This is a genomic window from Photorhabdus luminescens subsp. luminescens (assembly GCF_001083805.1).
In the GTDB taxonomy this organism is placed as follows: domain Bacteria; phylum Pseudomonadota; class Gammaproteobacteria; order Enterobacterales; family Enterobacteriaceae; genus Photorhabdus; species Photorhabdus luminescens.
In genome coordinates this window covers 315709-332640 of record NZ_JXSK01000004.1, presented here as the reverse complement: position 1 = coordinate 332640, position 16932 = coordinate 315709, and the positions used below count along the sequence as shown (strand labels likewise).

The following is a 16932-nucleotide window of genomic DNA, read 5'->3' as shown; positions in this document are numbered from 1 at the left end:
CAATATCAGGAGATTTGATTTAGAAAAGATAATTCGCTTTATCGATTCAATTACAGAATACGACTAATCAATTTGTCTACCCGGATACGGCGTAAACGGCGGATAAGTTTACGTACTTTGACTGGGTAAAACTGGATGCTGTCCAATTCCTGATAATTACTGACAACCGTAGTATAAGTGCGAATACAGTGTAGTTCTTTTGTACGTTGCTCCTGCATTTCTTTATGAGGATCGTGGATAAGAATGGCATTTTCTAAATCTAGTCCCCAGGCACGAGGATTAAGATTATTTCCTGTAATCAATTGCCATTGATTATCCACCCATACACCTTTCAGGTGATAGCTATTATCACCATCTTTCCACAACCTGATAGTCAGTTGATTGTTGTCAATATAACGCTGTAGTCTGCTGATAAAACGGCGCAGATTGATTTCATACAAATAAGGTAGCGCACCGATAATTTTAAATGGTTCTTCCGGTGGAATGTAAAAATCGTTAGCAGTTTTATCGCCAACAATAATTTCCACGTGTTTGCCTTGACGAAGCAGATGAACAATACGCCGGACAATGATGGCTGGTAGATTAAAATACGGAGTACAAATAATCAGTTTTTGTTCTGTGCTAGCGATCAGATGGCTAATGGTTTTATTTAGTAGATTTTTCTTTCCCAGACCGGCAAGTGGAGTGACAGATAGCTCATCATTTGTTGCCTGATTGTCTATTTTATAGGTAGTGTGCCGCAGAGAAAAACGTAATTGACGGATCAAGTTTTTAATTTCAGGAATACGAAGACGGTTCTTACAATCCAGTTTCTGTACGGCTCCTGTCGCGATAATGTAATTATCAACAAAGTGTTTCATTGCTTCTGCAAGTTTTGCATTGTGAAGCAAGTGGTAGCGATCATAACGATATTTATCATGTTGGTGGAGATAAACATCATTAATGCTTGCTCCGCTATAAACTACAGTGTCGTCAAAGATAAAACCTTTTAAATGTAAAACACCCAGTGCTTCACGGGTATTTACAGGTACACCTAGCACTGGAATTTTCACATCGGGATAAGTTTCTGCCATAGCACAATACCAATCGGCATTTGTTACCATTGCAGCGGCGCCAATTCGTCCACGTTGCGCTCGATGCCAGTCAACGAGCACTTTAATGTCCAAGCCCGGACGTTGTTGTTTAGCTGCATAAAGTGCATTCAGGATATCTCTCCCTGCATCATCATTTTCCAGATAGAGGGAGATGATATAAATATGTTTTTCAGCGTTAGCAATTTTTTCCAGTAGGGTGCTGCGGAACACTTCAGGTTGATAAAGTGTTTTAACATCAGCAACTGACTGAGGTAGCTTAGGCAGTTGTGCAAGGTGTTGTTGATGTTTAGCTTGTTTGAATTTAGACAACATCACAGTGCGCTTTTTCTCTTATGTTGGATGGCTAAAAGACTACTATGTAAAGCAATGAATCAAATGATCTGGCAATAATACCATTAGTCTGGCTAATTGTGAGCATGATTTAACGCTCTAATGCCTAATGATTCAAGTCTGTGCGATTCATCACGAAGTTGATTTAAAGTTCGAGGGATAAGTTTACAATGCTGTCCTCAAATTGAATATCTATGGTAAATCCCAGTTTTTTAGCGAGTTTTATCATAGTGCGATTTTCTGGCATGGTGATGGCATTAAGGCGGTTTATGCCATGCTCTCGTGTATAGTTAATCAGTTTTATCATAAGCTGATATCCAAGGGTAATCCCTTTTAAGTCAGAACGCACTAGCACAGCGAATTCTGCTTCGACATTATCAGGGTCAGCTATGGCACGAGTAACCCCGATAATTTCCGGAGTCGTTTTAGGATGTCGTACAGCAACAAATGCCATTTCGCGGTCGTAATCAATCTGGGTCATATTGGCCAGATCATCGTGTGTAAATTCGCTGATTTCACTAAAGTAGCGGTAGTAGAGATCTTCTTTAGTAACCTGGCTGATAAAATCTTTCAGCAATGGTTCATCTTCTGGCAGGATCGGGCGTAGCAGGCATTCTGCATCCCCTTTGAGTTTTATCGTTTCTTCTAGTTCACTTGGATATGGACGGATAGCTAATCTGGTTCGTGGATCGCCTTCTATCGAAGATAATTCCATTGAAACATCTAATAATGTGAATTCGTCGCCAGAAGCCAGTAACGGATGAATATCTAGTCGTACAATTTGCGGGCAATCAAGTAACAGGTTAGATACCTGAACTAACAGTCGGCTGAGTGCCAGTATGTCTAATGATTGGGGAGCTCCCCTGAGTTTAATTTTTCTACTTTTAATCGCCTGAATAACCAGATATCGCGCTAACGCCATATTGAGAGGCGGCAACGCGACGGCTGTTTGTGTCTCCTGTGACCACTCAATACCTCCTTCACCTAACATGATCAGTGGGCCAAATACCTCATCTTGCTCTACTGCAATACGTAGCTCTTGTGCGCCGGCACGGTTTGCCATGCTTTGAACTAACAGTCCTTGAATTCTTGCGTGTGGGAAATTCTGATTGACACGTTCGATAATCGCTTGAGCAGAAGCCTTGACTTCGTTTGCATTTCGCAAATAGAGCATAACCCCCTGAACTTCTGATTTATGCGGGATATCTGGCGAGTGTAATTTTAGAGCGACAGGATAACCGATCTGTTGGGCAATATTGACGGCTTCATCGCTGTTATGAGCAATCCATGTTGGCAACGTATTTAGGCCATAGGCTGCCAGAATAGGTTGAACTTCATGAGTATCTAGACGTGAGTTTCCCTGTTCCAGCGCCTGTTGTATGCATTGATGGGCACGTGCTGTATTAGCTGTGATGTTTACTGGTAGGGCCGGTGTTTCTGTTAATTGTTTTTGATTGCGGCGATATTCCACCATGTGCATGAAAGCAGTAATTGCTCCTTCCGGGGTGCGATAAGTTGGAATACCTGCTTCACTGAATAGGCGGCGGGCTTCTTGAGAAGAGTATTCACCGCACCAATTGGTAAAAATAGTTAGCCATTTTCCCCTTGGGTGTTTACGGATTGTTTCAATGACTTTTATGGCAGTTTGAATACCGGGAGCGATTGCGCTAGGAGAATGAATAAGTAACAGAGCATCATGGTCGTGGCTGTCTAGTAACGGTTTTAACGCAGCGATATAACGTTCCACCGTGGAGTCGTCTCTTAAATCCAGTGGATTATGTAGGGAGATAGTTTCTGGTAGTTGTGTTTTTAATGCCTTTGTTGTCTCTTCACCTAATATTGCGAGCTTACCGTTACGGAGGAATAACTCATCCAGCGCCATTGCGGTTGGAGCAGCGCCATTGCTGACGATAAATAGTCGTTCCCCCCGTAAAGGTGACATATGGCTTAAGGTTTCTACAGCAGAAAACATTTCATGCATATCTTGTACGCGTAATAACCCTGCTCGCTGAATTGCTGCATCATAGGCTGCATCCAGATTTTGTTGTTCACCAAGTAATTTCTGTGCTCGTCTGGTACGGCCGCTTTTGACCACTAAAATAGGTTTATTGCGGGAAGCGCTTCTAGATGCTGAAAGAAAGCGACGGGCGTGATGGATATGCTCTAAATAGAGCAGGATGGCGCTGGTTTTACTGTCACGAGCCAGAAAATCGAGTAGATGATCAATATCGATATCTACACTGTCGCCTAACGCGATAAAGTAGGAAAATCCGACTCCCCGATGTTGCGCCCAGTCAAGAATCGTATTTGAGACTGCCGCAGATTGAGAAATAAAGGCTAATTTCCCTTTGAGAATTGGAATCGGAGAAAAGCTGGCATTCAGCCCTTGCCAGGGGGCTAATAGTCCCAAACTGTTTGGTCCAAGTAGTCGGATACTATAGCGCTGGCAGTACTGTTTTAATTCAGTAAATTGGGGCTTTGGCGAGGAAAGAATAATCACTGTTTTGCAACCCAATTGCCCTAGTTGTTCCAGACATTGCAAATTACGGTGGTGATGAGTACAGATAATAGCCAAATCTGGTGTGATTGGTAATTTATCTATTGAAGGGTAAGCTAGAACCCCTTGAACAGAACGGCTATTGGGAGTTACCGGTAGTATTGGCCCGGCAAAACCTCCTGCAAGTAGGTTGCGCATCATAACTGAACCCGCTCGTTCTGGTTTTTCTGAGGCGCCAATTACAGCAATGGATTTAGGGCGTAATAAAGCTTCAAGTCCGCGCTGGCTCATCGGGAGGCTCCTTATTTGTGGTTAGTTGATAACTGTAGCTGATTTTGCAAGTCATTGCTGTGACTTACGTTATTGGATGCAGTTGCTGAGAAGCAATTAAATTGCCAGCTTGTTTCAAAATGGTACCGGGCTGTAGCTTGAATATCTTTGGCAGGGGTCTGTTTCAACAGGTAGCCTGACGGTGCTCTCTATAGCAAGTACGGCATTTCTTGCCGAAAGCAGGGAGTTAAGAGCGCATTTTGGTGGATTATGGTTGTCAGAGGTAGCTTAAGATGCGCACATCAGGTAATCTTCGCGCCATAAAGCAGTTGGAGAAACGAATGAACGATTCATACAGTGGTAGAAATGGCAAAGTCAAAGTGATGTATGTCCGCAGTGAGGGCGATAATGACAGCCGCAGCAATAACAAACGTCCGTCTGGCAAAGGACGCGATCAAGGTCAGCGTCGTCGGGACAATGAGCGAACATCCCGTTCTCCGCGCGCCAATGAGCGTGAAAGATCGCCTTGGAAAACAGTGTCGCGCCCTGAGAGTGATTCTTTAACGCCAGTGCATGGTGGTATCAGTGGGAAAAGCCAGATTGATCCTGAACAGCTCCGTCGTCAGCGAATGGAAGAAACTCGGATTTATGGTGAGAATGCTTGCCAAGCGATGTTTAAAAACCGTTCTGAAGCAATAGTTCGTGCTTGGTTCGTTGAGTCGGTGACACCACGTTTCCGCAATGCGCTGAAATGGATGGCTGCTAACCGTAAAGCCTATCATGTTGTGGATGAGGCTGAACTGACGAAAGTGTCGGGTACTGAACATCATGGTGGTGTTTGTTTTCTGATTAAGAAACGCAACGGTTTGGATGCAGAGACCTACCTGCAAGATGCTCCAGTAAAAGATTGTGTTTTGGCTCTTGAAGATGTGGGTAATCCTCACAACCTTGGCGCTATTATGCGAAGTTGTGCGCATTTCGGTGTGCAAGGGGTGATTTTGCACGATGTGGCCTTGCTGGAGTCGGGTGCGGCTATCCGTACAGCAGAGGGTGGCGCTGAGCATATTAAAGGTATTGATGCTGATAGCTTGATCACTACACTGGATAAATTTCGTCAAGCGGGTTACACCATTGTAACGACATCCAGCCATAAAGGTAGTACCGATTTAGCTAAAGCTGAATTACCGGAAAAAATGGTTCTGGTACTGGGTCAGGAACGTGATGGCTTGAGTGACAGTGCTTTTGAACATGGTGATATGAGCTTGTTCGTTGGTGGCGCGGGGTTGGTTGAAAGCCTGAACGTTTCTGTTGCAACTGGCATTATGCTAGCTGAATGGTGGCGACAGAATAAAGCTTGATAGGAAAAGCGGGGAGTGTAATGTTCCCCGCTTTGCTATTTAAGATTTAGTGGGCTCCGCCAATATTCTCTTTACTTCCCTGTGTGAATGGTGGTTTTGCGAACCAGACGAGTACGATTAATATCAGGAATACGCCGGCGGAGAGCCAGAAAATTTCATTCGCTGAAATTATGAGTCCTTGATGGGTAATCTCTTTTGCCAGATAAGCGGGAATTTGTTGGTTATTCATTCCCGATTCCGATAATTGTTGATAAATCTGTTGAGTATCGGGGCTATAAGGGTTGATGTGTTCAGTAAAATGGGCATGATGCATTGATTCGCGTTGGGTCCACATGGTTGTTGTTAGTGATGTTCCTATTGAACCAGCCAATGTCCGGATGAAATTCGATAGACTGGATGCAGATGCCACTCGTTCTGACCGCAAGCCGGAAAGAGTAATGGTTGTGAGCGGCATGAAGAAACAGGCAATGGCAAACCCTTGGATAAACTGAGGCCATGCGACTGCGGCAAAATCCATGCCGGGTTCGAATGTATATGCACGCCAATAATAACAGATGGCATAAACAACAAAGCTGAATGTCACTATGTAGCGCATATCGGCTTTATTGCCGAATTTACCAATCAGTGGAGAAATAATTAGTGGCAACAATCCTACCGGCGCTGATGCAAGACCTGACCAAGTTGCGGTATAACCGAACACTTCTTGTAATAACTGAGGTAATAATACGATTGTGCCAAAATAGAGCATATAAGCTAAGCTCAAACAGAAGCAGCCAATGGTAAAATTACGTTCTTTAAACAGTGATAGGTCAATAATCGGGTTATCGTCGGTCAATTCCCATACCACTAGAAATGCTAATGAGATGATTGCGATAACCGCTAATATGATAATTTCTGTAGAGTTAAACCAGTCTAGTTCTTTACCCTGATCTAGCATGATCTGTAAACAACCAACGCCGACAACCAATAACATCAATCCTATTGTGTCGATAGGTTTGATCTCTGTTTGAGTTTCACGCCCTTTCAGCGTTTGCATAGCAATCAGAATAATTGCTATACCGACAGGCACGTTGATGAAGAAGATCCATCCCCAATGATAGTTATCACTGATGTAACCACCCAGAATAGGGCCAAAAATCGGCGCGACAATGATCGTGATTGACCATAGCGCCAATGCCATATTTCCTTTGGCTGGTGGATAATTGTTCAGGAGTAGGCTTTGTGAAAGGGGGATAAGAGGACCTGCAACTAATCCCTGAATAACCCGAAAGAAGATTAGCATGTTAAGACTGTTGGAAATACCGCATAGCCAAGAAGCAATGGAGAATAGAGCGGTTGACCAGATAAATAATTTAACTTCGCCGATGCGTTTTGCCAGCCATCCAGTAATTGGGATGGAAATCGCATTGGCAACGCCGAAAGAGGTAATGACCCAGATTCCTTGAGAATTTGATGATCCCAGGTTACCTGAAATAGTGGGTATTGCTACGTTAGCAATGGTAGAATCTAACACTTGCATGAACGTTGCCAAGGATAACGCAATGGTCATCCATGCAAGTTTGGCGCCTGTAAGCGGCTGTCTCGTCACCTTAGCCTCCGGTATTATTTTCCAGCATTACTATTAATAATGTCGTTAACTATTTTATTGGCAGGAGACATATCTATTGCCAGAGCCGTGGTGTGATAAGCCGATTTAGTGCGTGTTCTATCAGACAGAACCGCTCCATCAGGATTTGTAGTATCTACTCTGACTTTAGTCGAGAGGCCGATGCGTAATGGGTATTTTTCTAATTGCCCAGAATCAAGTTCAATGCGGACGGGTAAACGTTGTACAACCTTAATCCAATTGCCACTGGCGTTCTGAGCGGGTAATAAAGAGAAGGCGCTGCCGGTACCCATATCAAGGCCGGTAATTTTGCCGCTAAATACCTTGCTTCCACCATAGAAATCGCTGGTGATTTCCACGGGTTGACCAATGCGCATACCCGAAATTTGCGTCTCCTTGAAGTTAGCTTCGATCCACATATCGTTTGCCGAAACTATCGCCATTAGTGGAGTATTTTTATTAATTTGAGCGCCAACTTGTACACTACGGCGTGAGACATAGCCATCAATTGGGCTGACTATTTTCGTGCGTTGTAAAGCCAGCCAGGTATTACGGACTTCCGTTGCAGTTTGTTCAACGGCAGGCTGTTTCTCTAAAGGCGTATTCAGGATAATTGCTTGATTAGCGTTATATTGTTCGATAGCCATATCCAGCGCAGCTCGGGCACTGGCGACAGCTTCCTGTGCATGTTGCAACTCTTCTTTGCCAATGACTCTTTGAGCGCTAAGTATTTCTCGGCGGCTAAGATCATTTTGAACTTTGGTTAATTCGGATCTGCGTAGGGCGATGTTAGCCTGATACTGTTTGCTATTAACTATCTGTTGATGAGTTTGGCGAACACTATTGGCTAATGCTGTTTTTGCTTTTTCTAATGCTAATTCTGCATCACGGGGATCGAGTTGTACCAGTACATTACCGCTTTTCACAAAGTCAGTATTGTCAAAGTTAACTGTGATTACACTGCCAGCAACTTGCGACATGATTTGAACTTGATTACCTGTAACGTAGGCGTTATCTGTTTCCTGATGATGACGTAAAATGAGAAACCAATAGAAAAAGTAGGCAACACCGAGCAGGGTGAAGACAAGGGTTAGTAACATGAGGGCACGACTACGTTGCCTTTTTTTGCTACTGTTTGGGTTTGGATCTTGTGCCGCTTGTACTTCTATTTCCTCATTTGCGCTCATAGTAAATCCCCATGCTTGTTATTTATCTTCTTAGTAATACTATTTTTTTCAGATCACTTTCCAGTAGTGGGTATATCATCACTACTGGAAAGATGAATGACACAGGGTCCAATGTTATCGAAGAATAATAGTTAGCTTTTTGCAGAAAATATCATCTTAGCTAACAGGAAAATTTTTTCGAACAATTTAACCAGGGAAGTGTTGTTTTGGATAAAAATTGTTCGATTAAATAACAAGCTATTTTTTGATACAATCGCCCATTGTATCAAGTCTGACCAGTAATTTTCTCATTAACTTTTCTAACTGTTTTTGTTCCTCCTGGTCAAGGCATGACCAAAGTCTTCTCAGGCACTCATGTTGAGGTGGAAGCAAACTATTTAAAAATTTTGTACCTTGTTCTGTCAGATGAAGATGAAGGCAACGGCGGTCGTTATGACTTTCCTTTCTTTCAATCCACTCCTGCTTTTCTAATTCATCAGCAATACGAGTGGCGTTAGTACGGGAAGAACCCAATGCGGCACTTAATTCTGATGGCTGAATGCTGTGGCTTTCCTTAGTATCAAGGATCATCAAGGCCATGAACAAAGTTTCATTGATTCCTTGAGCTTTCAGCATATTATTACGGTTTTCAAGCAATTTACTTTGGACGTGCATTGATAACCTAGTCAACAGGATCTCTTGATAAGGGATATCTTTATTTAATTTGGCTTGCTGTGCTGCACGAATATTCAGTAATTCTTCGGTAGGCGTAAACGAACTTTCCATTATTTAGATACCTTATTAGTTTCAACTGGTAAGATAACTTTTGTTATCAAACATCCAAATGGTATATTAAAAGATAAATTTAGCAATTGTAGTTATTTGTTATCATCATATTTCTTTTGATATTGATACCTAATTCATAAATATTTTGAATGTTAGTCCAAAAAGTAGTGCGCCAAATAACGTTGCGAGCATAATTTTCCTTGTTTTGTAAAAGACTAAGCAGATGGTTAGACAACCTATGAGGGTCGGAAATAGTTTTTGACTCTCTCTCATTACATCAGGTACACCCGATACGATGAGTAAAGAACAAATAGATGCAATACCAATACTGTCAAGAATGATGCTTGTTTTTCCACCTTTCCTGCCGGCGGATTGGCGTGCTTTCCCAAATCGCAGCGGCAGATAGCGAAACGAAAAGTTAGCTAACCCAACAAATAGCCCAATGAGCAAAATCTTGCTGTCAATCATGGTATTTCCTTTTGTTCAGAAGAGTCATTGCAACTGTTTTGCGGTTGTAACAGTGCTGCGATGCAACCACCGACAATACCTGCCAGAATAGCAACTGGAATTGAGAAAAATGTAATCCCTAATAGTGCTCCGGTTAGCGCGGTTGCAACACAATAACTATTTTGCTTTCTGCAAGAAGCAAGAAGAAAACTGAGAAACAGTGCTGGTAACATGAAAATCATGGCAGCTTCTACGGCAGGATAGGATTCCAAATAACCGTTGCCAAGAAATGCCCCGGCTGTGGTACCTGCGACCCAGGCCAGCCAGGAACAGATTGCAATAGCAACCATCCAGTTTTCACTCCAGCTCCGTTGGTTCTTAATGAGTTTTGCGGTAGCGGCGGCAAAAACCTCATCTGTCAGACCAAAAGCCCAGATAACGGTTTTTTTCTCCGTTAACTTATCTTTGATACGGTGCCTTAAAGATGGGCCATAAAGAATATGGCGTACATCCATTGCCATGATTGTTAGGGCAGAAATCCATAGTGATGTGCCTGCGCTCAGTAAAGCTGTGATGACGAACTGACTTGCGCCGGCGTAGATGATGCATGAAAAGAAAATGGCTTCTATTGGGTTGAAGCCGAGTTTTACGGCATTAAGACCAAAAGCAAAGGCTACGGGAATGTAGCCGATGACAATGGGTAAACTGTCTATTATTCCTTCAGTAAAAGAAGATTTTTTACTGATTAAGGGCGGTGATGTATCAGAAACAGGCATAAAATCTATCTGGTTATATAAATGTTATGTAACATTAACAAAAGGAAACCAAATAGAAAATATGATCCTTAACAAATGTTTCATAAATGTTTTTATTTAAACGTTCTTGTATTGTAACTTGTTTCTTACAGCGTCTTTGGTTCGTGCTTTTTGCCCAAAAACCACACGATTAGACTGATTATGCAGATAGCAATGCCAGAGGCGGCAACACCATACCAACCTGAGTGTTTGTAAGCATAACCTGAAACCAGAGAACCAAAGGCCCCGCCAATGAAATAGCTGGTCATGTAAGCGGCGGTGAGTCGGTTTCTGGCTTCTGGCATGATGCGGTATATCGTGCTTTGATTTGTAACGTGAACACCTTGAATCGCAATATCAAGGAGAAAAATACCAATTAGAAAGCCAATTAGTGATTCTTTGACTAAACCGATCGGTATCCATGAAAAAAGTAATAGCGCCAGGGAAATGCTGGTGGTCAGAGGACCTTTGCCTTTATCAACGAGTTGTCCGGTTTTGGTTGCCATCAGTGCCCCAGCGGCGCCGACTAATCCAAATAAGCCGATGATGCCTTCAGAATAGTTAAAAGGAGGTGCTGAGAGCAGGAATGCCATTGATGTCCATAGCAGGCTGAAGTTGGCAAATGTCAGCGCACCCAGTATGGCGCGTACTCTTAGCAGCGGGCTGGTAGTGATAAGGTTTACAATAGAGCCAAGTAATTGGAAATAATTGAGATTAGTGACTTGTTTATGACGGGGCAGGTAGCGCCACAGAGTCAGAGAAAGAATCACCAATAAAACACTGGCAACCCAAAAAACAGTTCTCCAGCCGCCAAAAGTCGCCATTGTTCCTGAGATGGTTCTTGCCAGTAATATTCCAAGCAGTAAACCGCTCATAATCGTACCGACAGCTTTTCCACGTTGATGGGGAAGAGCAAGTGTTGCGGCCAGCGGAACCAGTATTTGAGCAACCACCGAAAATAAGCCCGTCATTGCCGTTCCCAGTAACATTTGCCAGATGTTCTGCGACGTGGCGGTAATCAGTAATCCAACAGTAGCTAATACTGTCATTGAGACAATTAAACTGCGTCGTTCGAACATATCACCTAATGGCACAAGGAATGTTAGGCCAACGGCATAGCTCAATTGAGCTGTAGTTACAATAAATCCCGCTTCGTTGACGGTCAGATTAAATTGTAACGCAATAGTATCGAGTAGCGGCTGTGCATAATAGTTGCTGGCGACAACCAGACCTGTGGCGATTGCGATCAGTGCAATCAACGCTGGACTTAATGGTGTACGGGAAATATTTTCTTCCATAAATGTATTTTCTTATATTTAAACGGCAGGTTAGGGGTGAGTGGATTGCTCGTTGAAAGTCTATAGTCACGAGCTAAACTTTTTGCATTGTAATGAATTTTTATTCAGGTTCAATGGTAAAGCTGAGGGAATGGTTGCTAAAGAAACTCTATTGAGTATTCATTGTTTTAGGTAGTTTTAACCTTGTGATTTAACTACCAAATCGAACTGAGAATGAAATGTGAAAACGATATTAATTCTTAATATTTGCTATAATATGGTGATAATGACCATAAAACGGTTGAAATGTAAATTTTAATAATAATTTCTCGTCAGAAAAAATAGCAATGAAAAACAGTGAATTGCTTTATATCAATTCACTGTGATGTGTTAAATATTAATTTTTTCCGGCGGCTTCAATGGCAGTTTTAACCCAATCATCAAACAATTTTTGATGAGCTTTAATCCAACCATTGGCGTGGCGTTCAATCTCCGCTTGTGATGCTTCGCCATTATGCATCCTCAGGTTTTGGGCATTGATATCCGCAAGGGGCATTTTCATGATAGAGAATAGCTTGGCGGCGGACGGGTTGCTTTCTGCCCACTTTTTATTGGCGGCAATGTGCATAATACTTGGTGGGAAACCATAGTTAGCGCCATTTGGCAGTTTCGTCTCTATTTTTTCATCGTTAGGCATAGCGGAGAAAGGAACTTGCAGCCAGACAACATCTTTACCCGGTTTCAGCACATCACTAACCCAATAAGGTGTCCATGTGTAATACAAGATGGGTTTGCCTTCTTTATAGCGGGTAATGGTATCTGCCATCATGGCTGCATAGTTCCCTTGATTATGCTCAACGCTATTGTTTAAACCATAAGCTTTGAGATGATGGTTAATGGCGATTTCACAGCCCCAACCGGGATTACAGCCAGTCAAATCGGCTTTGCCATTACCGTTGGTATCGAATAATTTAGCTATTTTCGGATCTTTCAATTGGGCAATATTCGTGATGTTGTATTTTTCCGCTGTTTTTTTGTCGATTAAGTATCCCTGAGCGGCATTTTCTACATAGTTACCAACCCGGTAGAATTTTGCATTACCGCCGGTTGCTTGATATTGGGTGTTGTGCAGTGGTTCCCAACTGACAGCCATAAAGGTTGCGTCACCGGAAGCGATAGAGGAATAGGCGACATTGTAGTCTACTTCTTTGATAGGTTTGACATCATAACCAAGCTTTTCCAATGCCTTACTGACGATCAGCGTCTGGAATGTTTCTTCGCTAAGGGTGCTTTGTACGGGTTGTACGCTGATACCTTTACCTGGTAATTCGACAGCGAATAATTGAGAACTTATCAGTGATGACAGGGATATCGCCCAGATAACTATTTTGCGCATGGTTTTTCCTCCTGTTGCAGTCATCATGTGTTTACCAAACTCTTGTGGTTTGATAGGTGTTTTTGAAGGTTATGCTTTTTGGCCGAATAAACGGGTAATTAATCCAATTGGTCCAGTGGCATACCAGAGATTTACCCCTTTAGTCCGGTTACCGCGGCCAAGAGACTGTGTTAGGCGGTCAAGGAGAATCGCCAGAATAACAATTCCAACTCCGCCTACGGTGGCAAGTCCCATATCAAGACGGCCAATACCTCGCAAAACCATTTGGCCTAAACCACCAACGGCAATCATTGATGCAATAACAACCATTGATAGGGCCAGCATCAGGGTTTGGTTGACACCGGCCATAATGGTTGGCATAGCCAGTGGTAATTGAACTTTAAACAACATTTGGCGAGGGCTGGCGCCAAAAGATTCAGCTGCTTCTACCAGATCTGTCGGAACTTGTTTGATGCCTAAAATTGTCAGACGGACAATCGGAGGTAGAGCAAAGATAATGGTGACGATAACCCCAGGCACGTTACCGATGCCAAATAGCATGACAATCGGGACCAGATAGACGAATGCTGGTGTGGTTTGCATGGCATCAAGTAGAGGTTGGATAATTTTTGCGGCTCTTTTGCTGTGTGCCAGCCAGATACCCAGTGGTAAGCCAACGATAATGCAGAACAACAGAGATGTCAGAGCTAATGACAGAGTGACCATTGCTTCAGACCATGCGCCTATTGCACCAATAATTACCAGAGAAATCAGAGCGGTAATACCCATACCAATGCCTGATAACTGCCAGGCAATCAAGGCAAAAAATAGGATGGCAATAGGGGCCGGTATTGAAGTCAGACATTGTTCAAAGCCACTGAGAACAAAATCAATGGGGACGCGTATTCCCTGAAATGCGGGCCGAAAATTTAGCACAATCCAATCAATAGCATGGGTTACCCATGAATCTAAGGGGATAAGTGGGTGCTGGAATGGGTCCATGATATTGAAATGTTCAGGCTGTACCGTAGTTGCAGGTGCATCCAGCCAGTCAGAACCTGTTGAATTATCAGTATAGGTTTCGCTGCTCCAGGGATCTGTATTATCGGCAGCGCTGGGGGAGGTATCCCGTGTATTCTGTTCAGGCTGAGTTTGATGCTCGTTTTGATTACTCATTTGGTGTCTCCTTATCTAATGCCTGCAACAGCATCCCTTTGGAAATAACGCCGATATATTTATCGTCATTTCCAACCACCGGAACTGCACAAGGTGATTGTGCGACAACAGCAATTAGCTCGTTGAGGGGCATATCTGCGGCAACTGCGGTTGGTTCCGCTAATATGGCGTGTTCGATAGATTTTTTTTCCCGTAATGATTTTTCCAATGAATTTACGGAAACTATACCGGCGAATTTTTGTCCATGTTCGATCAGGTAACCATAGTTTCTGTTTTCGTCATCGAGAACTTTCAATGCAGAAAGAGGGCCAAAACCGGGTGCAATATGAAGCAGAGAGTCAGGACGGCGGCGGGCAATATCTTTAGCACTAAATACATGGCTGATATCTACGCCGCGAAAGAAAGTTTTCACATAATCATTCGCTGGATTATTCAAGATTTCATCAGGTGTCCCGACCTGTACAACAACACCGTCTTGCATAATGGCGATCCGATCGCCGATACGCATTGCTTCATCCAAATCATGGGAGATAAAGACGATAGTCCGTGGTTGATTGCCTTGCAGACTTAACAGCTCATCTTGCATTTCTGTACGAATTAATGGATCAAGGGCAGAAAACGCTTCGTCCATCAGCAAAATATCTGGGTTATTAGCCAGCGCTCTGGCAAGCCCGACACGTTGGCGCATTCCGCCTGAGAGCTCGTCTGGATAGGATTGCGCATAATTTTCCAGGTTTACCTGTTTCAGGGCATCTAGCGCTTTTTTATTGCGTTCTTGTTTGGTGATTCCGGCAAGTTCCATACCAAAAGCACTGTTTTCCAGTACATTTAAATGTGGCATCAGTGCAAATGATTGGAAAACCATACTGATTTTATTACGGCGAATTTCTCTTAACGCTGTTTCTGAAATCTCAGAAATATCTTCACCATCAATTAATACCTGGCCGCGAGTCGGTTTTATCAGGCGATTGAGAAGGCGTACCATTGTGGATTTGCCAGAGCCAGACAATCCCATGATGACAAATATTTCGCCTTCTTCAATAGTCAGATTGGCATTTTGTATACCAACAGTCATACCTGTCTTTTCAAATATCTGATCTTTGCTCAAACCCGAATTCAGTAATTTGAAAGCATATTCAGGACGATCGCCAAATATCTTATAGAGGTTTTTAACTTCAAGTTTAATTGCCATGAAATAGTTATCTTCCTTTCAATGGTTATGTAATGGCGTTATGCATTATTCATCTCTGCATGATTCTTTGAATATATATACCCTAACATACTGAGAGAGCCTGACAACCCTATGTTAATAACAATTAATGTAAAAATTGGTAATATTGAATGGCTTAAATTAAATGTATTTGTCGTAATTTTATTGTTATTAGCGATTTATTTTGCCTAAATTTATGCTGTTATTGAAAGGGTGGGTTTTCTCTATATTGCTGTTATTAATATATTTTTGTGTTTAGTTGGCAAATAAATTATTCACCATGTCGTAAATAGAATATGTTATTAGTTTATCATGTTTATTATATCTGATTAATATGAAATTTAATTTGAAATTAATTAGCTATGTTAATGTTTTTTGTTGTTTGACATGATATGAATGGCTGTTTCTGGCAAAAAATATCCATAGGAATGGCGATAATCATAAAAAAACACCATAAAAATATAAGGATTTTATGGCGTTTTATCGTTTAAAAAGCAGGCTAGAATATGGACATTAAAATATTAGAGTATTATGGTTATTTTGAAGTATTCTCTATAAAGTCAAGTCATTCTCTTTAAAAATTCCAATCTTCATCTTCGGTATTAATGGCTTTACCAATAACATATGATGAACCTGCACCAGAAAAGAAATCATGGTTTTCATTGGCATTTGGTGATAATGCAGAGAGGATTGCAGGGCTGACATCTGTTATTTCTGAAGGAAATAAGATTTCATAGCCAAGATTCATTAACGCTTTATTGGCATTATAATGCAAGAATTTTTTAACATCTTCAGTCCAGCCAACAATATCATAAAGTTCTTCTGTATATTTAATTTCATTTTTGTATAGTTCTAATAATAATGAAAAAGCGAATTCTTTAATTTCTTTTTGATCTAACTCTGAATATTTATTTAATGATTGCTGAAATTTATATCCAATATAATAACCATGAATAGCTTCGTCTCGGATAATAAGTCGGATTAAATCGGCTGTATTTGTTAATATGCCTCGACTTGACCAATACATGGGTAAATAGAAACCTGAATAAAATAAAAATGATTCTAGAAAAACACTGGCAACTTTTTTCTTTAATGGATGATGATGACTATAATAATTTAGTATAATTTTGGCTTTATTCTGTAATGAAAAATTCCTTTCACTCCAGCGATAAGCATCATCTACATCAGTTGTTAGGCATAATGTTGAAAAAATGGAACTATAAGAACGTGCATGAACAGCTTCCATGAAACTAATGTTAGACATAACCGCTTCTTCGTGGGGGGTCAGGGCATCTTCCATCAACGCTGGAGCACCAACAGTGTTCTGAATTGTGTCCAGTAGCGTCAGTCCGGTAAATACCCGGATAGTCAGCTCTTTTTCTTCTGTCGTCAAGGTATTCCATGAAGGAATGTCATTGGATAAGGGAATTTTTTCCGGTAACCAAAAATTAGTTGTCAGCCGGTTCCAAACTTCTAGATCTTTTTCATCTTCAATTCGGTTCCAGTTAATTGCACATATAGGATTACTAATCATAATAAATTTCCA

At 41.9% G+C, this 16932-nt stretch carries 13 protein-coding genes; 1 reads left to right on the top strand and 12 read right to left on the bottom strand.

Translation table 11 applies throughout. The features are described 5' to 3' along the window. Window positions 1-50: 50 nt before the first annotated feature. Both pssA and TI10_RS12435 read right to left on the bottom strand, forming a co-directional pair. Window positions 51-1406: a CDP-diacylglycerol--serine O-phosphatidyltransferase gene (pssA, locus tag TI10_RS12440; RefSeq protein WP_049583655.1), complete on the bottom strand. Its 1356-nt coding sequence runs from the start codon at window positions 1404-1406 to the stop codon at window positions 51-53. Between the two features lie 163 nt (window positions 1407-1569). Further along, window positions 1570-4212, bottom strand: a complete 2643-nt coding sequence (locus tag TI10_RS12435) for a bifunctional acetate--CoA ligase family protein/GNAT family N-acetyltransferase (RefSeq protein ID WP_049583654.1) — start codon at window positions 4210-4212, stop codon at window positions 1570-1572. A 320-nt stretch (window positions 4213-4532) separates the two neighbouring features. On the opposite strand from TI10_RS12435, the gene TI10_RS12430 reads away from it, so the two are divergent. Continuing rightward, entirely contained in the window at window positions 4533-5549 is a 1017-nt protein-coding gene (locus tag TI10_RS12430) for a tRNA/rRNA methyltransferase (protein ID WP_049583653.1), read from the top strand. A gap of 46 nt (window positions 5550-5595) precedes the next feature. Here TI10_RS12430 and emrB read toward each other — a convergent pair whose 3' ends face one another. From emrB to nrdF, 10 genes are all read right to left on the bottom strand, one after another. After that, window positions 5596-7137, bottom strand: coding sequence for a multidrug efflux MFS transporter permease subunit EmrB (emrB, locus tag TI10_RS12425; RefSeq protein ID WP_049583652.1), 1542 nt, complete (start codon window positions 7135-7137; stop codon window positions 5596-5598). Between the two features lie 14 nt (window positions 7138-7151). Continuing rightward, the gene (emrA, locus tag TI10_RS12420) at window positions 7152-8342 is read right to left on the bottom strand and encodes a multidrug efflux MFS transporter periplasmic adaptor subunit EmrA (protein WP_049583651.1); all 1191 of its coding nucleotides are present in this window, start codon (window positions 8340-8342) and stop codon (window positions 7152-7154) included. A 237-nt stretch (window positions 8343-8579) separates the two neighbouring features. Beyond that, entirely contained in the window at window positions 8580-9107 is a 528-nt protein-coding gene (mprA, locus tag TI10_RS12415; protein WP_011145601.1) for a transcriptional repressor MprA, read from the bottom strand. Window positions 9108-9236: 129 nt separating this feature from the next. Then, window positions 9237-9572: an L-valine transporter subunit YgaH gene (gene ygaH, locus TI10_RS12410; RefSeq protein ID WP_175445349.1), complete on the bottom strand. Its 336-nt coding sequence runs from the start codon at window positions 9570-9572 to the stop codon at window positions 9237-9239. Continuing rightward, on the bottom strand, window positions 9572-10330 hold the full coding sequence (locus TI10_RS12405) for an AzlC family ABC transporter permease (RefSeq protein ID WP_049583649.1): 759 nt from the start codon (window positions 10328-10330) through the stop codon (window positions 9572-9574). Before TI10_RS12405 ends, ygaH begins: the two co-directional genes overlap by 1 nt. A 125-nt stretch (window positions 10331-10455) precedes the next feature. Then, the gene (locus TI10_RS12400; protein ID WP_049583648.1) at window positions 10456-11646 is read right to left on the bottom strand and encodes an MFS transporter; all 1191 of its coding nucleotides are present in this window, start codon (window positions 11644-11646) and stop codon (window positions 10456-10458) included. 376 nt (window positions 11647-12022) lie between these two features. After that, window positions 12023-13021 (bottom strand): glycine betaine/L-proline ABC transporter substrate-binding protein ProX, encoded by a 999-nt coding sequence (gene proX, locus TI10_RS12395; RefSeq protein WP_049583647.1) that lies wholly within the window; start codon window positions 13019-13021, stop codon window positions 12023-12025. Between the two features lie 69 nt (window positions 13022-13090). Continuing rightward, entirely contained in the window at window positions 13091-14176 is a 1086-nt protein-coding gene (proW, locus tag TI10_RS12390) for a glycine betaine/L-proline ABC transporter permease ProW (protein WP_049583645.1), read from the bottom strand. Beyond that, complete coding sequence (proV, locus tag TI10_RS12385) at window positions 14169-15368, bottom strand: glycine betaine/L-proline ABC transporter ATP-binding protein ProV (RefSeq protein ID WP_049583643.1); 1200 nt, start codon at window positions 15366-15368, stop codon at window positions 14169-14171. Before proV ends, proW begins: the two co-directional genes overlap by 8 nt. Before the next feature lie 592 nt (window positions 15369-15960). Then, window positions 15961-16920: a class 1b ribonucleoside-diphosphate reductase subunit beta gene (nrdF, locus tag TI10_RS12380; protein WP_049583642.1), complete on the bottom strand. Its 960-nt coding sequence runs from the start codon at window positions 16918-16920 to the stop codon at window positions 15961-15963. Window positions 16921-16932: the final 12 nt, after the last annotated feature.